This is a genomic window from Flavobacterium branchiophilum FL-15 (assembly GCF_000253275.1).
Lineage (GTDB): Bacteria > Bacteroidota > Bacteroidia > Flavobacteriales > Flavobacteriaceae > Flavobacterium > Flavobacterium branchiophilum.
On sequence record NC_016001.1, the window covers coordinates 543587 to 567830 of the forward strand.

General features: G+C 33.2%; 19 protein-coding genes, 1 tRNA gene and 1 pseudogene. 6 read left to right on the forward strand and 15 right to left on the reverse strand.

Annotated elements, in window-relative coordinates:
* The 3 genes from FBFL15_RS02325 to pth all read right to left on the reverse strand — a co-directional run bounded on the left by FBFL15_RS02325 (position 1) and on the right by pth (position 4400).
* Positions 1-1545, reverse strand: coding sequence for a peptide MFS transporter (locus FBFL15_RS02325; protein WP_014083062.1), 1545 nt, complete (start codon positions 1543-1545; stop codon positions 1-3).
* Between the two features lie 3 nt (positions 1546-1548).
* Positions 1549-3720, reverse strand: coding sequence for a S9 family peptidase (locus tag FBFL15_RS02330; RefSeq protein WP_014083063.1), 2172 nt, complete (start codon positions 3718-3720; stop codon positions 1549-1551).
* Between the two features lie 113 nt (positions 3721-3833).
* Complete coding sequence (gene pth, locus FBFL15_RS02335) at positions 3834-4400, reverse strand: aminoacyl-tRNA hydrolase (RefSeq protein ID WP_014083064.1); 567 nt, start codon at positions 4398-4400, stop codon at positions 3834-3836.
* Between the two features lie 695 nt (positions 4401-5095).
* Between pth and FBFL15_RS02340 the strand changes: the two genes are divergently transcribed.
* Both FBFL15_RS02340 and FBFL15_RS02345 read left to right on the forward strand, forming a co-directional pair.
* Positions 5096-5812, forward strand: coding sequence for a LytR/AlgR family response regulator transcription factor (locus FBFL15_RS02340; protein WP_158309084.1), 717 nt, complete (start codon positions 5096-5098; stop codon positions 5810-5812).
* A gap of 2 nt (positions 5813-5814) precedes the next feature.
* Positions 5815-8640 (forward strand): sensor histidine kinase, encoded by a 2826-nt coding sequence (locus tag FBFL15_RS02345; protein ID WP_014083066.1) that lies wholly within the window; start codon positions 5815-5817, stop codon positions 8638-8640.
* Between the two features lie 451 nt (positions 8641-9091).
* On the opposite strand, the gene FBFL15_RS02350 is transcribed toward FBFL15_RS02345, so the two are convergent.
* The 10 genes and pseudogenes from FBFL15_RS02350 to FBFL15_RS02395 form a co-directional block, all read right to left on the reverse strand.
* Entirely contained in the window at positions 9092-9634 is a 543-nt protein-coding gene (locus FBFL15_RS02350) for a hypothetical protein (protein WP_014083067.1), read from the reverse strand.
* A 539-nt stretch (positions 9635-10173) separates the two neighbouring features.
* The gene (locus FBFL15_RS02355) at positions 10174-10668 is read right to left on the reverse strand and encodes a hypothetical protein (RefSeq protein ID WP_014083068.1); all 495 of its coding nucleotides are present in this window, start codon (positions 10666-10668) and stop codon (positions 10174-10176) included.
* 243 nt (positions 10669-10911) lie between these two features.
* Entirely contained in the window at positions 10912-11331 is a 420-nt protein-coding gene (locus tag FBFL15_RS02360) for a hypothetical protein (RefSeq protein ID WP_014083069.1), read from the reverse strand.
* 5 nt (positions 11332-11336) lie between these two features.
* On the reverse strand, positions 11337-11963 hold the full coding sequence (locus FBFL15_RS17115) for a restriction endonuclease subunit S (protein ID WP_338030135.1): 627 nt from the start codon (positions 11961-11963) through the stop codon (positions 11337-11339).
* Positions 11943-12410: pseudogene (locus tag FBFL15_RS17120) on the reverse strand (restriction endonuclease subunit S); the annotation flags it as partial. The pseudogene FBFL15_RS17120 and the gene FBFL15_RS17115, both read right to left, overlap by 21 nt.
* 38 nt (positions 12411-12448) lie before the next feature.
* A complete protein-coding gene (locus tag FBFL15_RS02370; protein ID WP_014083071.1) occupies positions 12449-14476 on the reverse strand; it encodes an HsdM family class I SAM-dependent methyltransferase in 2028 nt (675 codons plus the stop codon).
* A gap of 707 nt (positions 14477-15183) precedes the next feature.
* On the reverse strand, positions 15184-15630 hold the full coding sequence (locus FBFL15_RS02380; protein WP_014083072.1) for a hypothetical protein: 447 nt from the start codon (positions 15628-15630) through the stop codon (positions 15184-15186).
* Between the two features lie 24 nt (positions 15631-15654).
* Positions 15655-17211, reverse strand: coding sequence for a vanadium-dependent haloperoxidase (locus FBFL15_RS02385; protein ID WP_014083073.1), 1557 nt, complete (start codon positions 17209-17211; stop codon positions 15655-15657).
* Positions 17192-18118 (reverse strand): hypothetical protein, encoded by a 927-nt coding sequence (locus tag FBFL15_RS02390; protein ID WP_014083074.1) that lies wholly within the window; start codon positions 18116-18118, stop codon positions 17192-17194. Before FBFL15_RS02390 ends, FBFL15_RS02385 begins: the two co-directional genes overlap by 20 nt.
* An 832-nt stretch (positions 18119-18950) precedes the next feature.
* Positions 18951-19499: a hypothetical protein gene (locus FBFL15_RS02395; RefSeq protein ID WP_014083075.1), complete on the reverse strand. Its 549-nt coding sequence runs from the start codon at positions 19497-19499 to the stop codon at positions 18951-18953.
* Between the two features lie 283 nt (positions 19500-19782).
* On the opposite strand from FBFL15_RS02395, the gene FBFL15_RS02400 reads away from it, so the two are divergent.
* From FBFL15_RS02400 to FBFL15_RS02415, 4 genes are all read left to right on the forward strand, one after another.
* Positions 19783-20553, forward strand: coding sequence for a TatD family hydrolase (locus FBFL15_RS02400; RefSeq protein ID WP_014083076.1), 771 nt, complete (start codon positions 19783-19785; stop codon positions 20551-20553).
* Positions 20554-20613: 60 nt separating this feature from the next.
* On the forward strand, positions 20614-21744 hold the full coding sequence (locus FBFL15_RS02405) for a 1-acyl-sn-glycerol-3-phosphate acyltransferase (RefSeq protein ID WP_014083077.1): 1131 nt from the start codon (positions 20614-20616) through the stop codon (positions 21742-21744).
* Complete coding sequence (locus FBFL15_RS02410) at positions 21741-22769, forward strand: asparaginase (protein ID WP_014083078.1); 1029 nt, start codon at positions 21741-21743, stop codon at positions 22767-22769. Before FBFL15_RS02405 ends, FBFL15_RS02410 begins: the two co-directional genes overlap by 4 nt.
* Positions 22770-22830: 61 nt before the next feature.
* Positions 22831-22917: transfer RNA gene (locus FBFL15_RS02415), tRNA-Ser, on the forward strand.
* 84 nt (positions 22918-23001) lie between these two features.
* Here FBFL15_RS02415 and FBFL15_RS02420 read toward each other — a convergent pair.
* On the reverse strand, positions 23002-23811 hold the full coding sequence (locus FBFL15_RS02420; RefSeq protein ID WP_014083079.1) for a mechanosensitive ion channel family protein: 810 nt from the start codon (positions 23809-23811) through the stop codon (positions 23002-23004).
* 83 nt (positions 23812-23894) lie between these two features.
* On the reverse strand, positions 23895-24206 hold the full coding sequence (locus FBFL15_RS02425; RefSeq protein WP_014083080.1) for a YtxH domain-containing protein: 312 nt from the start codon (positions 24204-24206) through the stop codon (positions 23895-23897).
* Between the last annotated feature and the right edge of the window lie 38 nt (positions 24207-24244).

Sequence of the window (24244 nt, forward strand, 5' to 3'; positions counted from 1 at the left end):
TTAGTTATTTAGTTCTTTGTCCACACCGTGCATTAATTTTTTTATTAATGGCGATACTATAAGTAAAATAGCTCCAAAACCCAATCCTGTATAAAACAAGTATTCAAAAAGTTTCAAGTAGCTTTGCTTTGCAAGATTCAAATCGGGTGCTGTTCCGTTAGTAGTGTCGATAGAAGCAATATTGGCTAATACAGAGGCGATAAATTCGGAACTTGCTGTTGCCAAAAACCAAACCCCCATCATAAAACCAACTATTTTTACTGGCGATAGTTTTGTAACTGCAGACAAGCCAACGGGAGACAAGCTTAATTCTCCGCAAGTATGTAAAAAATAAGTTAAAATTAACCAAAAAGCGGCAACTTTTCCAGTTTCAGACACGTTTATACCCAATACCAACGAGCCAAAACCTAGCCCTACAAGTATTAGAGCTAAGGCAAATTTTACAGCAGTATTTGGATTGTAGGCCCCTAATTTTACCCATAACCATGCAAAAGCAGGCGCTAATAAAATAATAAAAAGGGCATTAAAACTTAAAAACTGACCTGCAGTTAGTTGAAACCCAAACACGTTTCGGTCGATAATTCTGTCGGCAAATAAATTTAAAGACGTATAAGCTTGTTCAAACAAAGCCCAAAAAACAATGGTGAAAACAATAAGAATGGTTAAGGCTATCAATTGGTCTCTTTCTTTTCCTGAAAGTTGGGTTGCTGTAAAATAGACAATGTATAAAAATGAAATACCTCCAGCTATTTTCAAAATCCATGAAACGGCATTGTGGTTTTGTACCATTTGCCAAAAAAAGAAAGCCGACAATGCACTTACCATATAAATCAACCATTCGTTTTTGAATCCAAATGATTTTTTTTCCAAAAACGCTGGTACTTTTGATTCGCCTTTTCCTTCCAAAAATCGTTTGCCAGAAATAAAAGTAAGCAATCCAAAAAACATTCCTACACCCGCAGCGCCAAAGCCATAACTCCAACCAAAATTTTCGCCTAGCCAAGCACAAATAATAGTTGCCAAAAACGACCCTAAATTGATACCCATGTAGAAAATAGTAAATCCAGAATCTCTTCTTTTGTCGCCCACTTTATACATTTCACCTACTAAAGACGAAATATTTGCTTTAAGAAAACCAACACCAACAATAATTAAGGACAATGAAAAATAAAACACTTGCAAGGCTTGATTGTCTCTAACAATTTCGCCCGTCATGGATCGTGTGGCGGCATTGCCTTCGTATGCCATGCCTAAATGCCCCAAAACCAGCATGATACCCCCAAAAATAATGGCTTTTCTAAAACCTAAATATTTATCGGCAATAAAGCCACCAATAACAGGCACGGCATAGACTAAAGCAGCATAACTACCAATTAAGGAATTTCCTGAATCATCTGAAAACAAATGGTATTTTGTTAAATAAAAAATAAGTAGGGCTTTCATTCCATAAAATGAAAATCGTTCCCACATTTCGGTAAAAAATAAAATGAACAACCCTTTTGGGTGTCCAAAAAGGGTTTGTTCTGAAGTTTTTATTGCTGTCATTTGTTATAATTTTTCTTTAATAAAGTTAGTCATTTTATTATACAATTGAATTCTTGTTTTGCCTCCATAAATGCCATGGTTTTTATCTGGATAAATTTGAGAATCAAATTGTTTATTGGCTTGAATCAAGGCTTCCATCATTTGCATACTGTTTTGAACATGCACATTGTCATCGCCCGAACCGTGGATTAATAAAAAGCTGCTTTTTAATTTATTTACATGGTTGATAGGCGAATTATCATCATAGCCGCTGGCATTTTCTTGTGGGGTTTGCATGTATCTTTCGGTATAAATGCTGTCGTAAAAACGCCAATTGGTTACGGGAGCCACCGCAATGGCCATTTTGAAAACATCTGCTCCTTTCAAAATACAATTACTGGCCATAAATCCGCCATAAGACCAACCAAAAATGCCTATTCTTGTTTTGTCAACATAAGGATAATTTCCTATTACTTTTGCAGCATCGATTTGATCTTCTACTTCATATTTTCCTAGTTGTAATTGGGTACATTTTTTAAAAGCCGCTCCTTTAAATCCTGTTCCTCTTCCGTCAACACAGGCAACAATATAGCCCTCTTGTGCCAACATCATAAACCAATAATCGTCTGTGCCGTTCCAATCATTGTTTACTTGTTGAGAGCCTGGCCCTGAATATTGATACATAAAAACAGGGTATTTTTTTGTTGGGTCAAAATCTTTTGGTTTGATCATCCAAGCATTAAGCTCATTTCCTTTTTCTGTTTTTAATACAAAAAATTCTTTGCTTGGCAAATGGTATGGTTTTAATTTGTCAGACAATGCTTGGTTTTGCTCCACAATCTGAATTACTTTGCCCGTTTTAGCCTCGTTCAAAGTATAGGTAGTTGGTTGGGTAGCACTCGAATACGTTTGTATAAAGTAGTCATAATTAGGGCTAAATGTGGCACTACTTGTACCCGTTTGTAACGAAAGACGTTGTTTGTTTTTGCCATCGAGACTTATTTTATACACGTCTCTATTAATAGAACCGTTTTCTACGGATTGATAAAAAACGGTTTTGGTTTTTTCGTCAAAGCCATAGTAGTTGGTTACTTCCCAATTTCCTTTGGTAATTTGATTTTTTAATTTTCCAGTTTTATCATAAAGATAGATATGATTGAAACCGTCTTTTTCTGATGTCCAAATAAAGCTATTGTCTTTCAAAAAAGTTAAGTTATCTGTTACATCTACATAGGCAGCATCTTTTTCGTTCAATACGATTTTGGATTTTCCAGAATTGACATCAACAAAAAGTAAATCTAAATTGTTTTGATGCCTATTCAATACCTGAACCGATACAAATGCAGCCTCGTTTGTCCATTTGAGTCGGGCAATATAAAAATCATTATAGCCAGACAAATCAATGTTTTGTACAGCATTGTTGTTTAAATGGTACAAATGCAACGATACTTTTGAGTTTTTTTCGCCCGCTTTTGGATATTTAAAAGTTTCTATTTTTGGGTACAAATCTTTTCCAAATAGGTTCATCGAAAATTCGGGCACTTGAGTTTCGTCAAATTTTATAAAAGCCAAGTGTTGGCTGTCTGTACTCCAATCAAAAGCCCTAACATAAGCAAACTCTTCTTCATAAACCCAGTCGGTAATACCATTAATGACACGATTTTTTTGTCCATCGGTAGTTATTTGGGTTGTTTTTTTGGTGTTTACATCGTATATATAAAGGTTGTTTTGTTTGGCAAAAGCTATTTTGCTGCCATCTGGCGAAAATGTAGGTTCTTGTACTTGTTCTAAAATTTTAGATAATTCGCGGGTTTCGGGTACATAAAGAAAATAATCTGCCGTAAACGAATGTCTGTAAATGGGATTGGTATTATTGGCAATCAACATTTTTTTCTCATCGTTGCTAAACAAAAAGCTGTCAATGCCGTCCGTCAATAGTGGATGGTTTTTGGTGTCGATAATTGTTTTTATTTTGTTGAGCGTAGCAAAATCATAAACGTCTATTTGCATCGTTCTATTATTATAATCCGTATTGAGTACGGTATATTGGTTTGCATTTTTCATCGATTGCAATTCGTCCATACCTTTTGCCCTAAAGGTGCCTGTATAAATAGCTTCAACCGACATTTTTTGTTGTGCCCAGCCTGAAAAACAAAGGGTTAGCAACAATAATTGGATTTTATATAAATGTTTCATTCTTAATTGTAATTTAATAAATATTCAAAAATCAAAATAATTGGCTAATTTATAAAAAATTATTATAAAAAATATCAATAACACAAAAACAAGTGTATTTTTTTTGTTTAAAATTATTTTCCATTAAAAGCCGTCATGGTATTGCCTATGCCAGCCGTGCCAAAAGACTTTATTATTGATGCTCCAAGTGCCAATCTTTCAGGAAGGAGTTCTTGTTCTTTTGGATCCCAATTGCCTAATACATAATCTACTTGTTTGCCTTTTTTGAAAGCATCACTAATGCCAAATCGAAACCGAGCATAGTCGTTTGTGTTCAATATTAAGTTGATGTTTTTTAAACCATTGTGTCCGCCATCGCTCCCTTTTGGTCTTATTCGAATAGAGCCAAATGACAAATTCAAATCGTCTGTTATGACCAAAATGTTTTCTAAAGGAATTTTTTCTTTGTCCATCCAATAATGGACTGCTTTGCCACTCAAATTCATATAGGTATTGGGCTTGAGTAAAATAAAAATTTTACCTTTATGTTTTAATTCACAAACAGCCCCCAGTTTTACATTTTCAAATGTCAATCCTTCCTCTTTTGCTAAAAAATCAACAATTTTAAACCCAATGTTATGACGGGTGTTTACATATTCTGGACCAATGTTGCCAAGACCAACTATAAGAAATTTTTTCATATACGATGTTTTTTCTTTTTTTTTAATAAAAGAAAATAATGTTTTAAAAAGGGTCATAAAAACAGTTTTTTTCGCTTTGATAAAAAATAATTTGTTTTTTTGGAGCGAGTTTACAAATATAAATAATTTTATTAATTTACCAAAATACATCAAAATGATATAAGAAGCCTCAAGGGCAAGCCTCAACTTAAAAGAAATTATTATAAAGTCTTATTTACTTTATTTGTAGGTAAAATAACCATCTAAATATAAGCCCTCACACATGGGGTGTAAATTATAAATGATTTTAATGAAATTTTCTTCGGACGTTTTAGAGTATTTCATTTTGTATTATTTTCAGTTAATGTCACCCCCTCCTTTGGAGGGGGACAGGGGGAGGATAAAAAATATATAGTCCCCTCCCCGACCCTCCCCAAAGGGGAGGGAGACGAAGCTACAATAACTAATCAAAAAAAGAGAAGGTATAAATTTTATTGTTTTCTTTCAAAATTTACACCCCAACTCACACATTTGGACAATATTATAATTACTTTTAATATCTATTGTTTTGGGAATTAAATAGGTATAAAAGTAAAAAACAACACGTTTTGTATATCAAAAATGTATTTTATTTGAATAATTTATCAAAAAACAAACTGTTATTCAATAATTATTTTTAATTTTACTTTCATTTTTAAACGAAAATTCCCATGCAAATGAAGACCATCATCATAGACGACGAGTTGCTGAATATCAAAAATATAGTATTTTATATGGATAGTTATTTTCCGTGGATTCAAATTGTTGGGACATTTACAAACATTCATGCCGCTAGCGAATTGATTTTGAAACAGCATGTGGATTTGGTTTTTTTAGACATTCAAATGCCCACAGGAAATGGCTTCGACTTGTTGGACTTGTTCCCAGAGCGGGCTTTTGACGTTATTTTTATTACCGCTTTTGAAGAATTTGCCTTAAAAGCCATCAAAGCAGGTGCCGTTGATTACGTATTGAAGCCCATTGTATTAGATGATTTGACCGTTGCCATGGAACGAATACATAAAAAATATTTGGCTCATCAGCAATTGAATGCTGCTATTGAACCCAAATCAGAAAAAATATTATTGCAAAATTCAGATACTAAACGATTTGTTTGTAAAGAAGACATCATTTACATTCAAGGGATAGATAATATATGTAAGATATTCTTTGAAAATAATACCAAAATGATTTTATCTAAAACCCTAAAACATTTTGAAACCTTGTTAGGACAAGATTTTTATAGAATTCATAAATCGTTTTTGGTGAATTTAACAAGTTGTAACAGCATACAAACTACCGAAAAATATCAGGTAGTATTGAAAAACAATGTTAAATTGCCTGTTTCCAGACGTAGTGTCAAAGAGTTGAAAAACAGACTAATAGGATTGTAACTTTGAAAAAAATAGTATTGATTTGTTTATTGTTGTCGTTTCAATTGTTTGGACAGAGTCGTTTTTTTAGGTATGCTTATACTACAGACGACGGATTGCCAAGCAATACCATTTATGATATTAAAGAATCGCCAAATGGCATCATAACTTTAGGAACAGACAACGGCATTTCGTTTTTTGATGGCCTGCATTTTCAAAATCTCAATACCAGCGACGGATTGAACAAACCTTATGTTATTGGTTTGCAATACAATAAAAAAGGCGAATTGTTAATTGGTAATTATAACGGCAAATGTCAAATATTCAAAAACAATCGTTTTCATACCACCCCAATTGATGCCTTATCTGTTGATGAAGTTTTCTTTTTGAAAAACAACGAAATTTGTGTAAAAACCTATATATCTAATTTTAATAGCAAAACTAAAAGCAGTGAAATCAATATCGTTTTTTCTTTTTATAAAAACAACAAACTTGATAAATCTATTTTTTATTTGAATAATCCAGAATACAACAAACCTTTAGTATTCAATTATTTGTATGAAACGATGTCGTTTTTTGACGCTAAAAACGAGCTGCCTTTTTCGTGGAATATACCTGCAAACGGAGGTAAAATATATGTCATAAAAAAAAGAAAAAACGATTGGGTTTTTGTGGCAAACCAACACTTATTTATTGTTGATAGCAATGGACATTTATTAGAAAAAGTAGCTTTGCCTTATCCGTTGCTCAATGAAGTAAACCGTTTTGGTGTTGAAATAGACAACGAAAATAACATTTGGCTCCTGCTTCAAAAAAAAGGTTTGTTTAGATACAGTAACCAAAAGTGGGATGCCATACATCCGCTTATTGGTTTGAATAGCAACCAAAATATTAACAAAATTTTTAAAGATTCTAAAGGCCGCATGTGGATAGCTACCAATGAAAATGGCTTGATATGTGTGCCAAACACCGCTGTTTTTCAGTATTTTACTCCAAATAAATTGGATTTTTTTAAATCTTTTTTTGTGCTAGATCAAGCTTTATATGTTTCAAATCGATACCAGTTTTTACAAATCAACAAAACAAATCTTAGCCCAATTGCAATTCCTCAATCGTCTGATTTTTCATTAGGATACTTCAAAGGAACACCTGCTTTTTTTGCTTTCAATCCCAATTATCATTGCAAAAAAGTATATAAGAATGTGATGGCTTACAATTTTAAAAAATATTGCAGTCTCAAAAACAACCAATATTTGTATTACTCTTCCAATGAATTGTTTTTGTCCGACGACCATTTTGATAATGAAAACTACATTTTAAACCCCAATAATTTTAGGTACTATAATGTTGTCAATCATCATGATACCATTTATTATAATGTGGGTAATCAATTGTTTATAGGCGAAATAAAAAAACCTAATTTAATCAAAAAAAAGATTTTATTTGATTCCAAAGGTTTTATTTCAGACATGGTTTTTAAGGGAGATACGCTTCTAATAGCCGAAGACAAGAAACTGCATTTTTGGTTTAAAGACAAAATAATCAAAACCATTTCGACAGTAAATGATGCTTCGTTTGAAATTATAAACAAAATAATGATACAAAAAAACGACATTTGGCTTGCCACTAAAAATGGTTTGTTCAAAGTAAATGCCAATCATTCATTTGTTTTTAACAAATACAATTATTTGCCCAATAATGATGTTACCGATATTCATTTTTATAAAAACAATTTATTTGTTGCTACTTCAAACGGCTTGGCCAAAATCCCTTTTTCGGTATTTTCAACGCAGCAAGAACCACTACATTTTACGGTAAAAAATTATAAAACCAATCAACTGTATGAATTGAAAGGAAATACTATTTTTTTGAAGACAGACGACGATTACTTGAAAATTTTGTTTCAAATTACCAATTATTTATCGCCCAAAAATCAAATCATTCAGTATAAATTAGACCAATCCAATTGGATTAACATTCCTACAAATTATTTGGAATTGTTAAAGTTACCCTATGGCACCACCAAAGTTTTGATTAGAATCAAAGACATCAACTCCAGTTGGAAGACCCAACAAATTGTCATTCAAAAGGCTTATCCCTTTTATCTCAAATGGTGGTTTGGACTAGGGGGTATAATGTTGTTTTTGATTATCATTTATGCCGTTTTTAGAATAGAATTGCATCGCCAAAAAACCAAGCAAGATTATGAAAACGAGGTCAATTTGAAAATGGCAGAGTTAAAACAAAGTGCCTTGTCGGCTATGATGAATCCCCATTTTGTATTCAATAGTTTAAATGCCATTCAATATTATGTAAATACCAATCAAACAAAACAAAGCAGCGATTATTTAGGCAAATTGTCCAAATTGATTAGGCTGTTTTTACTACATGCTTCAGAAACATTCATCACTTTAGACGAAGAATTAAAACGATTGCAGCTGTATATGGAATTAGAACAGCTGCGTTTTAGCAGATTTGCTTTTGATATACAAGTAGCTGTTCAAAACCCGCTTCAAGAAATAGTAATACCCAACATGATTATTCAACCTTTTTTGGAAAATGCCGTTTTGCATGGTATTTCGCATATTGACGACGGTACTGGTCAAATAGATTTGAATATTTCTCAAAATCAAAACCATTTGACAATAGAAATTGTGGACAATGGGTATGGACTCATAGATAAACCAACTCACAAAAGCCACGTTTCAAAAGGCATGTCGATTATTGCGGAAAGAATTCGTGTTTTGCAACAGCGGTTTCCCAACAAAATTTACAGCATTATCAAACAACCCGCTTTTGAAAACGAGCAACGTTGTGGATTTAAAATAACCATTCAACTGACCATTTAGCCCAAAAAAATATTTGGCAAATGGCATTTTTGTTCCATTTGATAATGCTTAATTTACCGTTCCCTCAATATAGTTACAAAATCTGACAATTGAACATCAAGGTCAAACCTATAAAGCCTATAACGGTACGCTAGCCATCAAAAGAACCTCAAGCAATACAGAAGAATTTACGTATTATTTTTCGTGCAGATGCTACCTCATGCTCGGACAAGGATTAACAATACAAAAGTAGGAATCTAGAAATTTTAAATGTGTCCAAAATGATACCAAATATATTTATAAAATAGTCCAAAGATGCGTAGTTATTTATTAGAAAAAATTTTCAAAAAAAATCGTTGCATAGCTGGGCTACGGAACTATTTTTTTTGGATAATTTTAGCAAAAAAGAACCAATAGATTGGACTATTTTAAATGTATATTTGGTATTATATCCATTTTTTTGCCAAAAAAACTATTTTTTCAATAGCGTTAATAACAGCTCCATTTTTACTTTCAAGGCTTCGTTTTCGGCTTCAAGCTCGGCTATGCGTTGGTTTTTCTCAAAAAACGGATCGGTCGTTGTGGTATATTCCAAGGGCAATTGCAGTGCCATGTCCATAAAAAAATTGTGCTTCGTGTGGGTCGAAATTTCTAATAAAGTACGGGTTTGAATACTATCTCGCTTTTGATAATGCAACAACGAATTATAACTAATCCCCAACAATTTAGCCAAATAAGCACGGTAAGTTCTGTTTTTTTCAAAATAAGCAGTCAGTAATTTTCCAGTATGTATAGTCATGGGCGTTTTTTTTGTAAAAATATATAAAAAAGAGATACCATCAATTTTTTTTTGAATTAGGTATTCATTTTTCTTTGGTATAAATGCTATTTTCTTTGGTATTAATGCCATTTTCTTTGGTATAAATGCTATTTTCTTTGGTATTAATGCCATTTTCTTTGATATAAATTCTATTTTATTTGGTATAAATGCCATTTTCTTTGGTGTAAATGCCATTTTTTTTGGTATAAATGCAATTTTCTTTGGTATAAATGCAATTTTTTTTGGTATTAATTATATTTTATTTGGTATTAATTATATTTTTTTTGGTATAAATGCAATTTTCTTTGGTATAAATGCAATTTTCTTTGGTATAAATGCAATTTTCTTTGGTATAAATGCTATTTTCTTTGGTATAAATGCTATTTTCTTTGGTATCAATGCTATTTTCTTTGGTATCAATGCTATTTTCTTTGGTATCAATGCAATTTTCTTTGGTATAAATTAAATTATCTTTGGTATTAATTATATTTTCTTTTGTATAAATTAAATTTTTTTGATATAAATGCCATTTTCTTTGGTATAAATGCTATTTTTTTTGGTATCAATATACAGTGGTTTGAGGTATGATAGCGGCAAAAAAAAATCCGCTTTGTTGAAAGCGGATTTTGTATTATTTTAAACAGAAAAGTTGAGATGCTCTGTTTGCTTAATGGCTTGACACTACCATGATTTTATTTTGTAAACACTACTTGATTGCTGAGCAATAAAAAAAATTAAACGGTAGTGTTTGCGGGTCTTCCCGTGGCGTTGCCCTGTGCATCAAATCGAGCTTTGAGTTTGTCCACAGACGATTTAGCATTGGCAATGCCGCTGTCGTTGGCGGTTTTAAATGCGTTGTAAATCACGTTGGCTTGTCCATATCCTTCGTGTCCTGCAATTCTTTTGGCATCTGCCACCCTTTGCAAAGCGTTGTTTAGGGCACTTTCTATTTGGTCGAGTTGGTTAAAAATAGCCAAATCGTTTTGCATATTGGTCAGGTTGACAAACGCTGGCAAAATGCCTGCACCGTTTAGCTGTGCTTCAGATAGACAGTCTTCGGCAAATACTTTATTGGCTACATTTATGGCATTGTAGCCCAAGCGTTGCTCGTCTGTTAGGGTGGTGTTGGCTGGAATTTTCGACAAGATAGTGGCTATACTTGTGTTGATTGCTGCCATATCGGCAGCGGCTAAAACGACATTGATTTTGTTTTCTGATAAATTAGACATAAATAAAATATTGAATGAGTGCCTACTCTATTAACCGTTTTCGGCTTTTCGGGTGTATAAAAATAAGAACTTTGTATTTTTATAAAACAAAAATAGGTATTATTTGTTATAATGCTTATTAATTTTAACAAATTATTTTAGTTGTTATACTTCCTTTTCATCAAATATTAGTTTATTTGTTTTTTTTGTAGGCTATTCATTTTGGCTATCGTATGTATTTTTTAATTGTTATGTAGCCTTTAATTAAACTTCTAAATGATACTTATTGATAATTTGCAAAACGTCTTCCAAAATAATTTTTTCTTTATTGATGGTAGTTTCGCCAAAATTTTTTATTATTTTAAAATCATAAATACTTCTAATTTTTTTATAATGATCTGCAATATCTTGTCTTCGGCTAATTATTTTTGAGTGTGTTGGGTATTTTTCTTTTATTAGGTTATAAATTTCTTGCTTGAGGTTTTCTTTTAGGTTTTCTGTTTTTTGTTGTTCGCTATATACCAACGTTTTATAAAATATAGAAATGTACAAATAACATACCTGTTGTTCTATCACTATTTGAGTGCTGCTATTAACTATTTCATATTGATTTGGATTGAGGTATTGGTACACATCAATTTCTTGATTTTCTTCAAAAACTACTTTTATTATTTTTAGTTTCAATTTAATTACTTTTTATTAATCACTCTATTTGTATTTTCAATTTTTCTATCGGCATACAAAACAACTTCTTTTATGACCAATTTTTGAATGGCGGAGATAAAGGTTTCCATTAAAGCGTAATCTGGTTGGTTGTTTATTACTGGTAATGAAATATTTAATTCGTCGGCATCTTTTGCATAAAAGTTGCGGGAATAACTAAATTGTCCTGCTGCTGATGTTTTATGGATTGAAGCTGTAACAAAAATTGAAGCCAATTTTGGTAAATCTTCTGTATGTACTATTGCAACGTGGTCATCGCCACCATATTTGTAATTTCGGTATTTTGCTGAACCAAACATATCAATTGTAGTAGTGTTTTCTGAAAAAATGTGAACATCATTTCCTATAAAAGCAGAAATTCCGTCATTAAATTCGCCCGCAGTTACAAATGGTAAATTACCCGAAATCCTGTCTGTACTTTTTAATCGTTGCCCTCTTGTTGATTTACCAAATAATTTTTCAAGATTATATGTTTTCCAATCAAAATTCTCAAAATCTTCTAAAACTTGTTTTTCATCTGCTGTTAAATGATAGTCTTTAAGATCTGTCGCAGACAGGTACGCTTCCAGCTCCGCTATACGCTCCGCTTCCAGCTCCGCTATAAAACTTTCCATAAATTCATAATCTATTTCTCCGTTTTTTGTTGGAAGTTGGATTTTGGTATTATTCATTGCATCACGATTAAATTTATTACCATAATCGTATTGTTTTGATGTTGCAACTCTACAAGCTGAAATGATAATGCTTGCAATTGCTTTATTAAAAGGTTTAAACTTTGGCACTAAATGTTGTATGTGCGAATAACCAATAAAATCATTTTCTTGGTAAAACATTGTATCCGCACCAATTGTAGTGTCTGAACAAGTAATTGTATTTCCTTTATTTAATGGTTTTAGATTAGAAAAGCCCATTATACCATTTTCTGTTGATGAATTTGATATTAACGGAACAGTACCATTTGCTGAAATTATTTCTCTGTTTTGCAAACGATAATAATTAGTTGGATTTATCTCAAACAAATCCCCAATTCTAAACTCACCCCACTCAACATTTTGTAATTTTTTGTTGAGTAGGGTATCTACTTTCCCAAGGTTTCGTCCTCACTTTGTTGTTTCAGTAGATTTGAAACTTCCCAAGCCAAGTAATCGCCAACTGTTTTCTTGAAATCTTGTAAGGTGGGTTTGGTGTCTATTTTTTGGTATTGGTCATAATTCCAATCGTTTCCTTTGTCGGTTATCACACTCATTACCACTTGTTGTTTCAAATTCCATAATGTATCTGAAACGTTTGCAGTTGCACCATTTTTATATATCTCGATAATGTCATTATATCTTTGTACTGGGTTATCAACTTCTATAATACCTCGTTTGGTGCGTTTGTAACCATCGTTTCTAAAATCAATAAACTTTACTTGTTTTTTGTAATCGTGTGTTTTGCCCGTATGTTCAATAACATAAATAGAAGTTTGCACACCTGCCATAGGTTGAAACAAATCTACAGGCATTTTAATACTTGCTATTAATTGGTTTTGAGCTAAAATAGCGGTGCAACTTTCTACACCTCTACCATTACCCGCAGAATCTTGAATGATAATGGCGGCTTTGCCACCAATTGCCATATTTTCTAAACCAAATTTTATAAACGGCATTCCATTTTCTTTGTAACTAAAAGGCGGATTGAGTAATAATTTATCGGCTTGAAATGTTTTGTACAGGTCGACTGGTTCTTTAAAAGACGAACCTTTACGAATATTACTTGAACCATCGCCACGCAAAATCATATTGGTAGATGCTAGTGTAAACATTTGAGCGTCTAATTCTACACCTAATAATTGATGTTTTTTTATTTGTTCAATTTTTTCTAATGCTTTTTTTGTTTTTTTTCCATATTTCTCTTCTGCATATTCTATCATTAATTGCATAGAGGAAATTAAGAAACCTGCCGAACCAGTTGCTAAATCCATTACTTTAGAATTTTCGTCCACTTCTAAAATTTGTGTCATCATTTTGGTAACATAAGGCGGTGTGAGAACAATTCCAATTTCTTTGCCATCGCCCAATGCATATTTTAAAAACTCCGAGTACATTTCTCCCATAATATCTAAATGACCGCTCATTGAGTCAATAGATAAAAATATGTTTTCGTAGATGTAAGTAAAAATTTGTTTATTTACACTTGCTGTATCAGGTAATAATTTACCAATAATGGTGTCTAATTCTATTTTTTTATCTCGGTCAGCATCTTTGTTGATTTCCCTAAAAGATGCCATCATAAGATTTTTTTTGTCTAGCGGTATTTCTTTTAAAGTAAGATAGTTTTCAATTTGGTTTACGATGGTGTCGCCATCTCGTTGATTATCAAGATTTATTCCTTTTAAATCGTCTGGAACTAAACCTTTCTTAATGTCTGCAAGGTCTTGCATAGCCAAAAGCATACCCGAAACATACAAAACCCTTTGTGGTGCTGTTATGGCGTGGTTGTGCATTAATTTATTTAATTTTTTCGCATATTCTTGTAACTTGGCTTGCGAATCAATTAAGATTTTATGTTTTTCGTCCTCTGTTAGATTGGCTATTTTACAAAATTCTTCAAATGATTTTTTAGATTCCAAAAAATCTAATGTAGTATAAGATTCTACTAATTTATAGGTTTCGTCTGTTGCACCAAAAACATAATACACTTGAATTTTTACATTGGTTGCATTATCTCCTGAAATTCCTATCGCAATAACTTCGGTATATTTTTTACTCATTATGGCACATTGTGCATAATGAATGGCACCATTTACGGCAAAATTTTGAACAGATTTTATGTCTGTTTTAATTTTGTCTCCATTGGTTGCTGATAATTTACTTATTCCTAATTTGTTCTCGATTAATACCGGAATGTCAAAAGATTCCAATTCAAAATCGGGTTTCCAAGATTTACCTTTTTCTTTTTCTCCAGCTTCTTCTAATGAAAGACGTTTTAATACAACTCCTTTTTGTATTGCTTCTTTTAGAAAAGGAGTCATTGATGATTCAACAGAATAATTGGTTTGTTTTATTCTTGCAAATTCGGCTTTTACCCAATCATTCACGTTATCTTCTAAATTCCAGTTTTTCATTTTTTTATATTATATAATGATGATATTTATTTTTATTTTACTAAAATGTTCTTATAACCCGCATATTCAACTAGAATAGTAGGTTGTATTTTTTTAGCCAACTGTTGGCTAGAACTTCAATATTAGGGTTAACGGATTGAATGGTAGTTTTTATTCTCATAATTTTATAAACCTTAAAAAATAATAATTTTTTTCTTAAAATATTCCTTTTTGTGCTGTAAAAATACAAAACTCTTTTATATTTTTTGCTACTATTTGTTTTTTTGCTCATCGATAAATCTAAATTAGGGTTCAAAAAAAATTAGGATATACTGTATATTGAAAGTCCTACAAGGTCTGAAAAAAAACCTTGCAGGACAGATTCGTTGTTTTTTTTAAAAAAAGATTTGAAATTTTTTACGAATAAAAAGTCCTACAAGGTCTGAAAAAAGACTTTGCAGGACAGATTCGTTGTTTTTTTTAATAAAAGATTTGAAATTTTTTACGAATAAAAAGTCCTACAAGGTCTGAAAAAAGACCTTGCAGAACAGATTCGTTGTTTTTTTTAAAAAAAGATTTGAAATTTTTTACGAATAAAAAGTCCTACAAGGTCTGAAAAAAGACCTTGCAGGACAAGAGGGTTGTCCTTTTTAATCTTTTGCAATGAAAGTCCTACAAGGTCTGAAAAAAGACCTTGCAGGAAAGATGAATTGTTTTTTGATGTTTAATTATTCATTGGCTTGTTGTGCTGATGGTATATAATGGCAAAATACTGTTAATGCTCCTGCTATAAGTACTATATTTTTGATAATATATTGTCCGACCAAGGTTGGAAAGTAATACCCTTTTGAGAAACATGTTTCTTTTAGAATAATTATTGGAAAAAAAGTAACTATCATGTGCAATAATAATAGGATTACTATATAGGGAAGGATTTTTGATATGAGCAACCCTAGTCCTATAAACATTTCGCACAAACCCAAAATGGGTATAAAAGTTTCGGGTTGCCACCAATAAACCGTGTTACTCACAAGCGCTTCGGCGGGGCTGTTTCCAACTATTTTAAGGCATCCAAACCATATATAAACCAATGCCAAAGAAATCTTAAGCAAAAAAATACTTTTGTTGTGAAATTTGTTGGCACAATATGCCATTTTTTGTTGTAAACGATTCATGTGTTTTCTATTTTTAAAAATTAATTATTCTGCTCCGTCTGTTGTGGCTCTGACAACTGCAAAATGGCCAACGGTTTCGCCTAAAAGCAATCCTTTTTCGCAATCACTTCTGTAATGGATGGCTCCAAACAAGCGGGAGTTCGAAGCGTCTTTGGCCATGTTTTGAAAGTCTTGTGCTTTTTGTGGCACAATATGACCTAAAATAGTGGCGGCAGCTCCGCTAAATGTGGAATGTCCCGATACATAGGCAGGAAAATTGGGAATACCCGTCAATGTTTTGATAGATGGATCTACTTGACTGGGTCTTGGATTGAAGTAAAAATATTTGGCATCCCAGCAACTGATTGCGGCATCCATCAATGAAATGTTCAACAAAGCCATATTTCTTGCCCATCGTATTTCGCTATAATTTTGTGGCACAAACGTCTCTGCTGCAATGGCATTCCAATGGCCTGGAGGGGTGTATGTACCAACGCCATCTGCCCAAAAACTTACAATTTTCATTTGTTCACGAGTGGCATTTGTTGCAAAATATTTAACTTCTGCCAGTTCTGCAGCAAACTGTGCCGAATGGGTAGATGGTGGTGGTACGGGTCTGGAGGCAACAACATTGGCCGGTGTCATCAAAAACGATTTTACGTTGCCAAACAATGGCAACATGGGCGGTCTGGCTGGCATATCAAGCGATTTCCAAGCCATTTCGCCTGTGGCCTCTGTATTGGTTTGCAAAGCATTCCATAGCGTTGCATTGCCCACAGCAGCACCCGCTCCATCGGTTTTGGCTCGGGTTACAAATTTTGCAGCCACTTTTTTTCCTAATGCAAATCCTGCCTCAATATCGCTTCTTACATTGGCTCCTGCAATGATGCGATACAGCTTTTCTTCTTCTGCTTTTTCATTGATAAAAGGCACATCGGTGGGAAATAATAATTTGAGCATTTCTACCGTTACTCCCGCTAAAACCGCATCTTCAGACGGGTAAGACGGTAACACCGATCGAGGTACCAATGACATAATACTGGCATCTACCGTATATGGTGCTGGCCTATTATAAATTTTTTTGAAATGCCAAGCAGCAACCAGTGCGTCATATTGTGCGGCACTTACATAAGCAAAGGCTCTTGCTGCATACGGTGGATTTGAAAATGGAAATTGCGGATTGGCAAACGGATTGGTACTCGAAGGTATCGGATACGATCCGTCGGGGTTTTGATACGGTGGCAAATTGTGCTTAGCCACCAATGTACGCATGATTTCATTCCATCGCACCACGCTTCCTGCACTCCAGTAGTCTTTCAATTGATGTTGAGCCACTGTTATATTGGTTTGATAACTCTTGATTTCATTGATTTCGCTAACATAGCTGGCCGAATTGGTAGCGGCCGGAACATCTACGGCAAATTCGTCTGGAGCTGTTAGCAAATACGTTTTCCATAACCCCGCATTCAAATCAGGGTTGGTCGGATTCAATTGTGGGAACTGTTCATTTCGTTCGGTAAGTTCTTTGTTGCAAGACGATATGGCTAATATGCTTATTGTCAGTACTATAAATAAATTTATTTTAGTTAGTTTTGTTTTCATTTGGTATAGATTTTGAAAAATTAATAATATAAAAAGCACCAATATTATAGGCCAATGTTTGCCCCACGTTGCGACCTGATACTACATAGCTAGAGCCTCCCGTTATAGACAAACCCGAAATTTTTTTGAAAGTATATTTCCAGTTAATCCCCACTCGAGAAGCGTTCATCGTATTGCTCGGAAATGGCATATTATTGGTACTTATATCAAAACCCGTTTGGGTAATCATGTTGTCCCACAACAACTCGGCTATCCAATAATCCGAACGGTAACCCATTCGCAATTGGGTTTGTATAGCATTTGGCATTTTAACTTCGTTTGTATAATGATATGTTGTTGTATAATAGGCTTCTCTGTCTATCGTTATGTTGTTTCGATACATAAAAGCTCCCGAAATCGTACTAAAAAAATGATGCCGCTGAAAATCGGCCATTACTCTAAATGTGGCAGTTTTACTACGCAAACCCAAGCTCAATGGCAAATAATCGGCTGGATAATTGGATACGGGAACCGAAAAACCTACTAGCGTATATAACGAATAGGTGTTGTTGCCAATCGTAGTTTCGATGGGCATATATTTGGCCATCAACGTCAAATCCTGAAATCCTTTTTGCCCCGCTAATGTTCCAGCACTCGCTTTTGCCGTTACATACGGCAACCCAAACAATAAGTTCAGTTTGCTAGACACGCCATAATTTCCCATAATTCCAAACGATTGATGAGTTACCGTGCCTAAATTTAGATTGTCCCGTTTAAATGTTCCTTCCCAGTAACGGTCCCAACTTTCATGTTGAAACATTGTTCCTATGCACAAATTGTTTTTGTCCATCATCAAAGCATCGTTGTCGGTTTGACCCCATCCCAATAAAGCACTACATAATGCTATACTACAATAGATTTTTTTCATATAATTTAGTTTAGTTTAGTTTTTTTTTGATTTTAGTTTTCGGCTTTCATAAACATTTCATGAAACCCAAAGTACCTAAATTTTTTCATTCTAATGCCTCAACATAGCACCGTGTAGCAAGTATCAAAATAAAAATGTTTAAGTGAAATTACATCAATTATACCTACAAAATAGTCCAAACTATTAACGTTTTTTTGCTAAAAAATAATGTCGCATTTTGGAACTATTCTATAAATATAAATGGGTATAAAGTGAAATAAAAACAGCACAATCTCTTGATAACAAAATGTTTAAAAACACAGTTACGCTAAGAAATCAATACTTAAATAGAATAAAATACAGACAAAGGCTCCGTGTAGGAAGGGAAAAGCATTTTTTTTGCCCCATCAAAACGCTTCCATCAAGACAATGATTGTAACCAACTACAATACGATTTTGTTTTTCCTTATTCAAAACATATTCAGGCCAATTGTTTGGGCGTGCCCCTCCGTAAACTACGGGTCGGGCTATTCGTTTCAATCTTTTTTGCCCCAAAAAAAGGGGGCAAAAAAGGATTTCCACTGCTATCCCTCACGCAAAATCTAACAACCGTTTTTTAAAGATGTTCTATTAATAAAAAAATGAAGTTTCAAAACAGCAATTTTTTAGATAAAGCCAATACGTTTGACGTGTCAATAAGGTGTTGTTAATAACAAAAGTAAATCGTCGTTTTACGAAATTTTATAGCATGTTCCTTTTGCCCTAGTGCTTTGCACCAACAAACAAATCATAGCAATATAATAATCTCATAAATTCCTCATCAAGTATGAGTTAAGTACCTGCATTTTTGGTATCAACAAAAATCAGGAGGCGAAAAACAGCTAGCCAAATAACCCGATAGGGTTTTGCTGTTCGTACAAATAAAAGGATTTGTATGTGTTGCATTTTTTGAAATACAGTTTGCAATAAAAGGCATTTCAAAACAAACATAATCGTTTGAAAAAGCTTTTAATAATTTTTTAATCGGCATTTTAGAATGTGAAGTATTGAATAATTCATCATCGGCCAATGCTTTCAAGTTTTTATTGATATTGTCTTGGTGGTGGTTTCTTAAATAATATAAATTTAAAATATTATCTCGAATTTGTTTCTTAAAAATGTGATAGGTAACATTGTTTACAGTAACATTTTCGTTTACATATTCCATCTCGGTATCGTCGGTAAAGGCATACAAGGTTGCATTCAACTTCAAGACATTAAATTCGTGATTGGGAATTTTCTGCATCGTATTTACCCAAGCCTGTTCCTTTTCAAAAGCATACATCAAATAGTACCCAATAGCATTGTAAAACAATGTTACCGTAAGAGTAAGTATTAATAATATAGAGGCCGTCCGTTTCATATTTGCAAATATATATATTTATTGATAACAAAAAAATAATTTTGTATTTTTGCAATATTCCTATTTTTTATTCCTTTTAGGCATCATAAAATTATTTAATTTCAAAACTTAAAGCTTCTGATTTAGTTATTTATAATAATTGCTTCACTTTTGAGTTTGTGCGTATTTGCCAAAAAATCAGCTTTTTAATCCCATTTTAACCCATATTACGGATTTGAAAGTTGTTCACATTTAATATTTTTAAAAAAACCATTAATAACCTTTATCTTTGCACTCAAAAAAAATGATTTTTATAGATACACACACCCATTTGTGTGCAACAGATTTTGATCAAGATAGGTTTGCAGTAATTCAAAATGCCCTTGCTAGTGGTATTCAGCACCTCATTATTCCTGCAATCGATGCCGAAACTACGCAGCAACGGTACGATTTAGCCGCACAATTCCCTTCAAACATTCATTTGATGATGGGTTTGCATCCCACACATGTAAAAGACAATTATTTAGACGAATTGGCACACGTAGAACAAGAATTATCTCAACGACAATTTTGTGCCGTTGGCGAAATTGGCATTGATTTGTATTGGGACAAAACATATTTAAAAGCCCAACAAATAGCCTTTGAACAACAAATTAATATGGCAAAAAAATGGCAACTTCCTATCAATATTCATTGTAGGGAAGCTTTTGACGAAGTTTTTGAAATTTTAGAAGCCCAAAAATCACCCGAATTGCGTGGGGTTTTTCATTGTTTTTCGGGCAATCTTGCACAAGCCAATCAAGCCATTGATTGTGGAATGGCACTAGGTATAGGTGGCGTGGTTACATTTAAAAACGGAAAAATAGACCGCTTTTTGCACGAAATTCCATTACAACATATCGTTTTAGAAACAGATGCCCCTTATTTAGCCCCAGTGCCACACAGAGGCAAGCGAAACGAAAGTCAATACATTGTTTTGATAGCCCAAAAATTAGCCGAAATTTATCAAAAACCTTTGGCAGAAATAGCAGAGGTTACCACTCAAAATGCTCAATCTATATTTGGTATCAAATAAAATTTTGGTGCAAATGATAATTTTTTGTTTATTTGTTCTCGAAAACTAAAAACCCATAAAATGTCGAAATTTGATCACATCCGTCCTTTTTATGATGCCGAAGTCAATGAAAACCTTAGGGCTTCATTAAATCATCCGATGATGAAGGCTTTGATGAATTTTACATTTCCTGATTTGCCTAGCGAAATTTGGAAAGATCAATTGTCTAAAACACATTCTATTCGTGATTTTCAGTGTAATATTGTTTATCATACTTTGCAAAAAGTATTACACAACACATCCGATGGTTTAAGTACCTCTGGATTTGAAAATTTAGAACCCAATACATCTTATATCTTTATATCAAACCATCGAGATATTATTTTAGACACTTCGTTGCTCAATTCTTGTTTGTTCGAACACGGACTCATTATGACAGCGTCTGCTATTGGAGACAACTTGGTTCAAAAAGCATTTTTGCATACGCTTGCAAAATTAAACAGAAATTTTTTAGTACAAAGAGGCTTAACACCTAGAGAAATGCTTCAAAGTTCTAATTTATTATCTGAATATATACGACAATTGTTGCTCAAAGAAAATCGATCTGTTTGGATTGCACAACGTGAAGGCCGTACAAAAGATGGCAATGATGCTACTAATCCAGGAGTTCTCAAAATGCTAGGAATGGCATCAGACGAAAAAAATATTTTGCAATATTTCAAAAAAATAAAAATTGTCCCTGTTTCTATATCTTATGAGTACGACCCAACGGATGCTTTGAAAATGCCACAGCTTTTGGCAGAAGCCAATCAAGAAATTTATATAAAGGATAAAAACGAAGATTTTGTAACCTTAATGAGTGGGGTTATGGGCCAAAAAAAGCACATTCATATTCATGTTGGACAAGTTTTAGATCATGAAATTGATGCAATTGAAAATCAGGTCGATAATCCAAACAAACAAATTCAGGCATTGGCACAAGCCATAGATGCCAGTATTTTAAGCAATTACAAGCTTTGGCCAACAAATTATATTGCATTTGACATTTTGAATAAAACAAATCAATACAGTCATCAATATACAGATAATGAACGTTCGTTGTTTGAAAGACGACTTGAAATGCGTATAGACGATAAAAATCCAATTGCTTATGAACGTTTTTTGAATATGTATGCAAATCCCGTTGTCAATAAAGCAAAGTTTACAAAATGAATAACAAACCTAGAATTTTATTGATATATACTGGCGGTACGATTGGTATGGTAAAAGATTTTGAAAGTGGGGCTTTGAAAACATTCAATTTTAAAAAATTATTGCAACGCATCCCCGAACTCAAACAACTCGACTGCGAAATTGCCACACATTCTGTAGCTATTCCTATAGATTCGTCTAACATGAATCCTTCAAAATGGGTAGCATTGGCTTCTATTATTGAAGATAATTATAATTTATATGATGGTTTTGTAGTGCTTCACGGTTCTGATACCATGTCCTATTCTGCATCGGCTCTGAGTTTTATGCTCGAAAACTTATCCAAACCTGTCATTTTTACTGGTTCTCAATTGCCAATTGGTGATTTGAGAACCGATGCTAAAGAAAATTTGATAACTGCCATTCAAATTGCATCGCTTACAAAAAATCAAGAACCTGTTATCAAAGAAGTGGGGCTTTATTTTGAATATAAATTATATAGAGGCAATCGAACCTCTAAAATCAATGCAGAACATTTTAAAGCATTTGCCTCACCCAATTATCCACCTTTAGTGGTTTCGGGCGTGCATTTAAAAATAAATGATGATTTGTTTTTAGATTCAAAAGTAAGCCAACCATTGATTGTGTGCAAGAATTTGGATGATCATGTAGCCATTTTAAAAATGTTTCCAGGTTTAAATGAAAGTGTTTTGAACTCATTTTTATCGATTCCAAACTTGAAAGGCATTATTTTAGAAACCTATGGATCTGGCAATGCACCTACAGAACCGTGGTTTGTAAACGCACTGGCCCATTCTATTGCAAAAGGTTTACATATTGTAAATGTAACCCAATGTTCTGGCGGGAGTGTTAGCATGGGGCAATATGAAACCAGTACCATGCTCAAAAAAATAGGTGTCATTTCTGGAAAAGACATCACTACCGAAGCAGCAATAACAAAATTAATGTATCTTTTGGGACAAAATTTAGAACCTAACGAGTTCAAAATCAGATTTGAAACTGCAATTCGTGGCGAAATGTCATAAAAACAGTAAAAAAATTTGAACAATTCAATAAAAAATCGGTTATTTGCAAAACAAAATTTTTAGAGAGGTGTCCGAGTGGTTGAAGGAGCAAGCCTGGAAAGTTTGTATATGGGTAACTGTATCGTGGGTTCGAATCCCATCCTCTCTGCAATAAAAAACCGTCAAAGTATTATTATTTTGACGGTTTTTTTTATGTAAAATACTAAAATCTTATTTGTTTCCTTTTCAAATGTTAATTTTTGCTGCTGCTTACAACAAATGGTTGTATTTGGATGCCTGCTTGGTCTAAAGCTGTTTTGCTGTTTTCTAAAGTTTCAGCACACACTGCATTAAAATTGTCTATGGTAGCACATGGTTTGATAGACAGTTGTATGGCATTATCTGTCAATTGTTTAACAACAACAATTGGTTCAGGATTTTGAAGTATTTTGGCATTGTTTTTCATTACTTCTTCAATCAAGTTTTTAACCACTTTGATGTTCGTTTGATAGGAAATGGCCAATGTCAAATCAGCTCTTCTATAACCCAGCATCGAATAATTCGTAATGACACCGTTACTTAAATTACCGTTTGGAACAAAAACTACTTGGTTATTTGGTGTAATCAATTTAGTAACAAATATTTGTATTTCGCTCACCGTTCCAACTACGCCTTGGGCCTCTATCAAATCATTAACTTTAAAAGGTTTGAATAAAATGATAAGAATACCACCAGAAAAATTAGATAACGATCCTTGCAACGACAAACCAATGGCCAATCCTGCAGCCCCTAATATGGCAACAAAAGACGATGTACCAACACCAAGTTGCGCAATTACTGTAACAAATAACAAAATTCGCAATGTCCAAAATAAGATGTTTGCTAAAAAATTTGATAAAGTTGGTTCAAATTCTCGTTTGATCATTATTTTTCTAACGATTTTATTAATGAACCTAATGCTATATATCCCAATAAATAAGATGGCAATTGCTGCTATCAAGTTTGGTGCAAATTCAATTAATTTTTCATAAAGTTTAGTGCTTAATAAGTCAATTTTTTCCATTTTTTGTTCATTCAATTTTTAGTTAAAATCAGTAAAGCCCTCTCAATCGAGAAGGCTTTTACAATTTTTTCATAAAACGCTACTTATTGTGCAGGTTTGTCTTCGCCACCTGTCAAATCAGTTAATTTTTCTTTCACAGTATCTACTGCATTTTCTGCAAATGTACCTGCTGTTTCAATAGCATCACCCGCTTTGTCTTTTACAGTTTCTACAATATTATTCAACGTTTCTGTTGCTCCTGGCACATATTCGTTTACTTTTTCTTTAGCATCATGAGCCAAATCTTCGGCTTTATCTACTAAATCTCCTGCTACTTCTTTAGCTTTGTCAATTGCACCTTCGGCAAAATTTTCTGCTTTATCAAGCAAATCATTAAAAAAACCTTCTACACCCATTGTTATTAATTTTTTAAATTAGATTGAGCTACAAAATT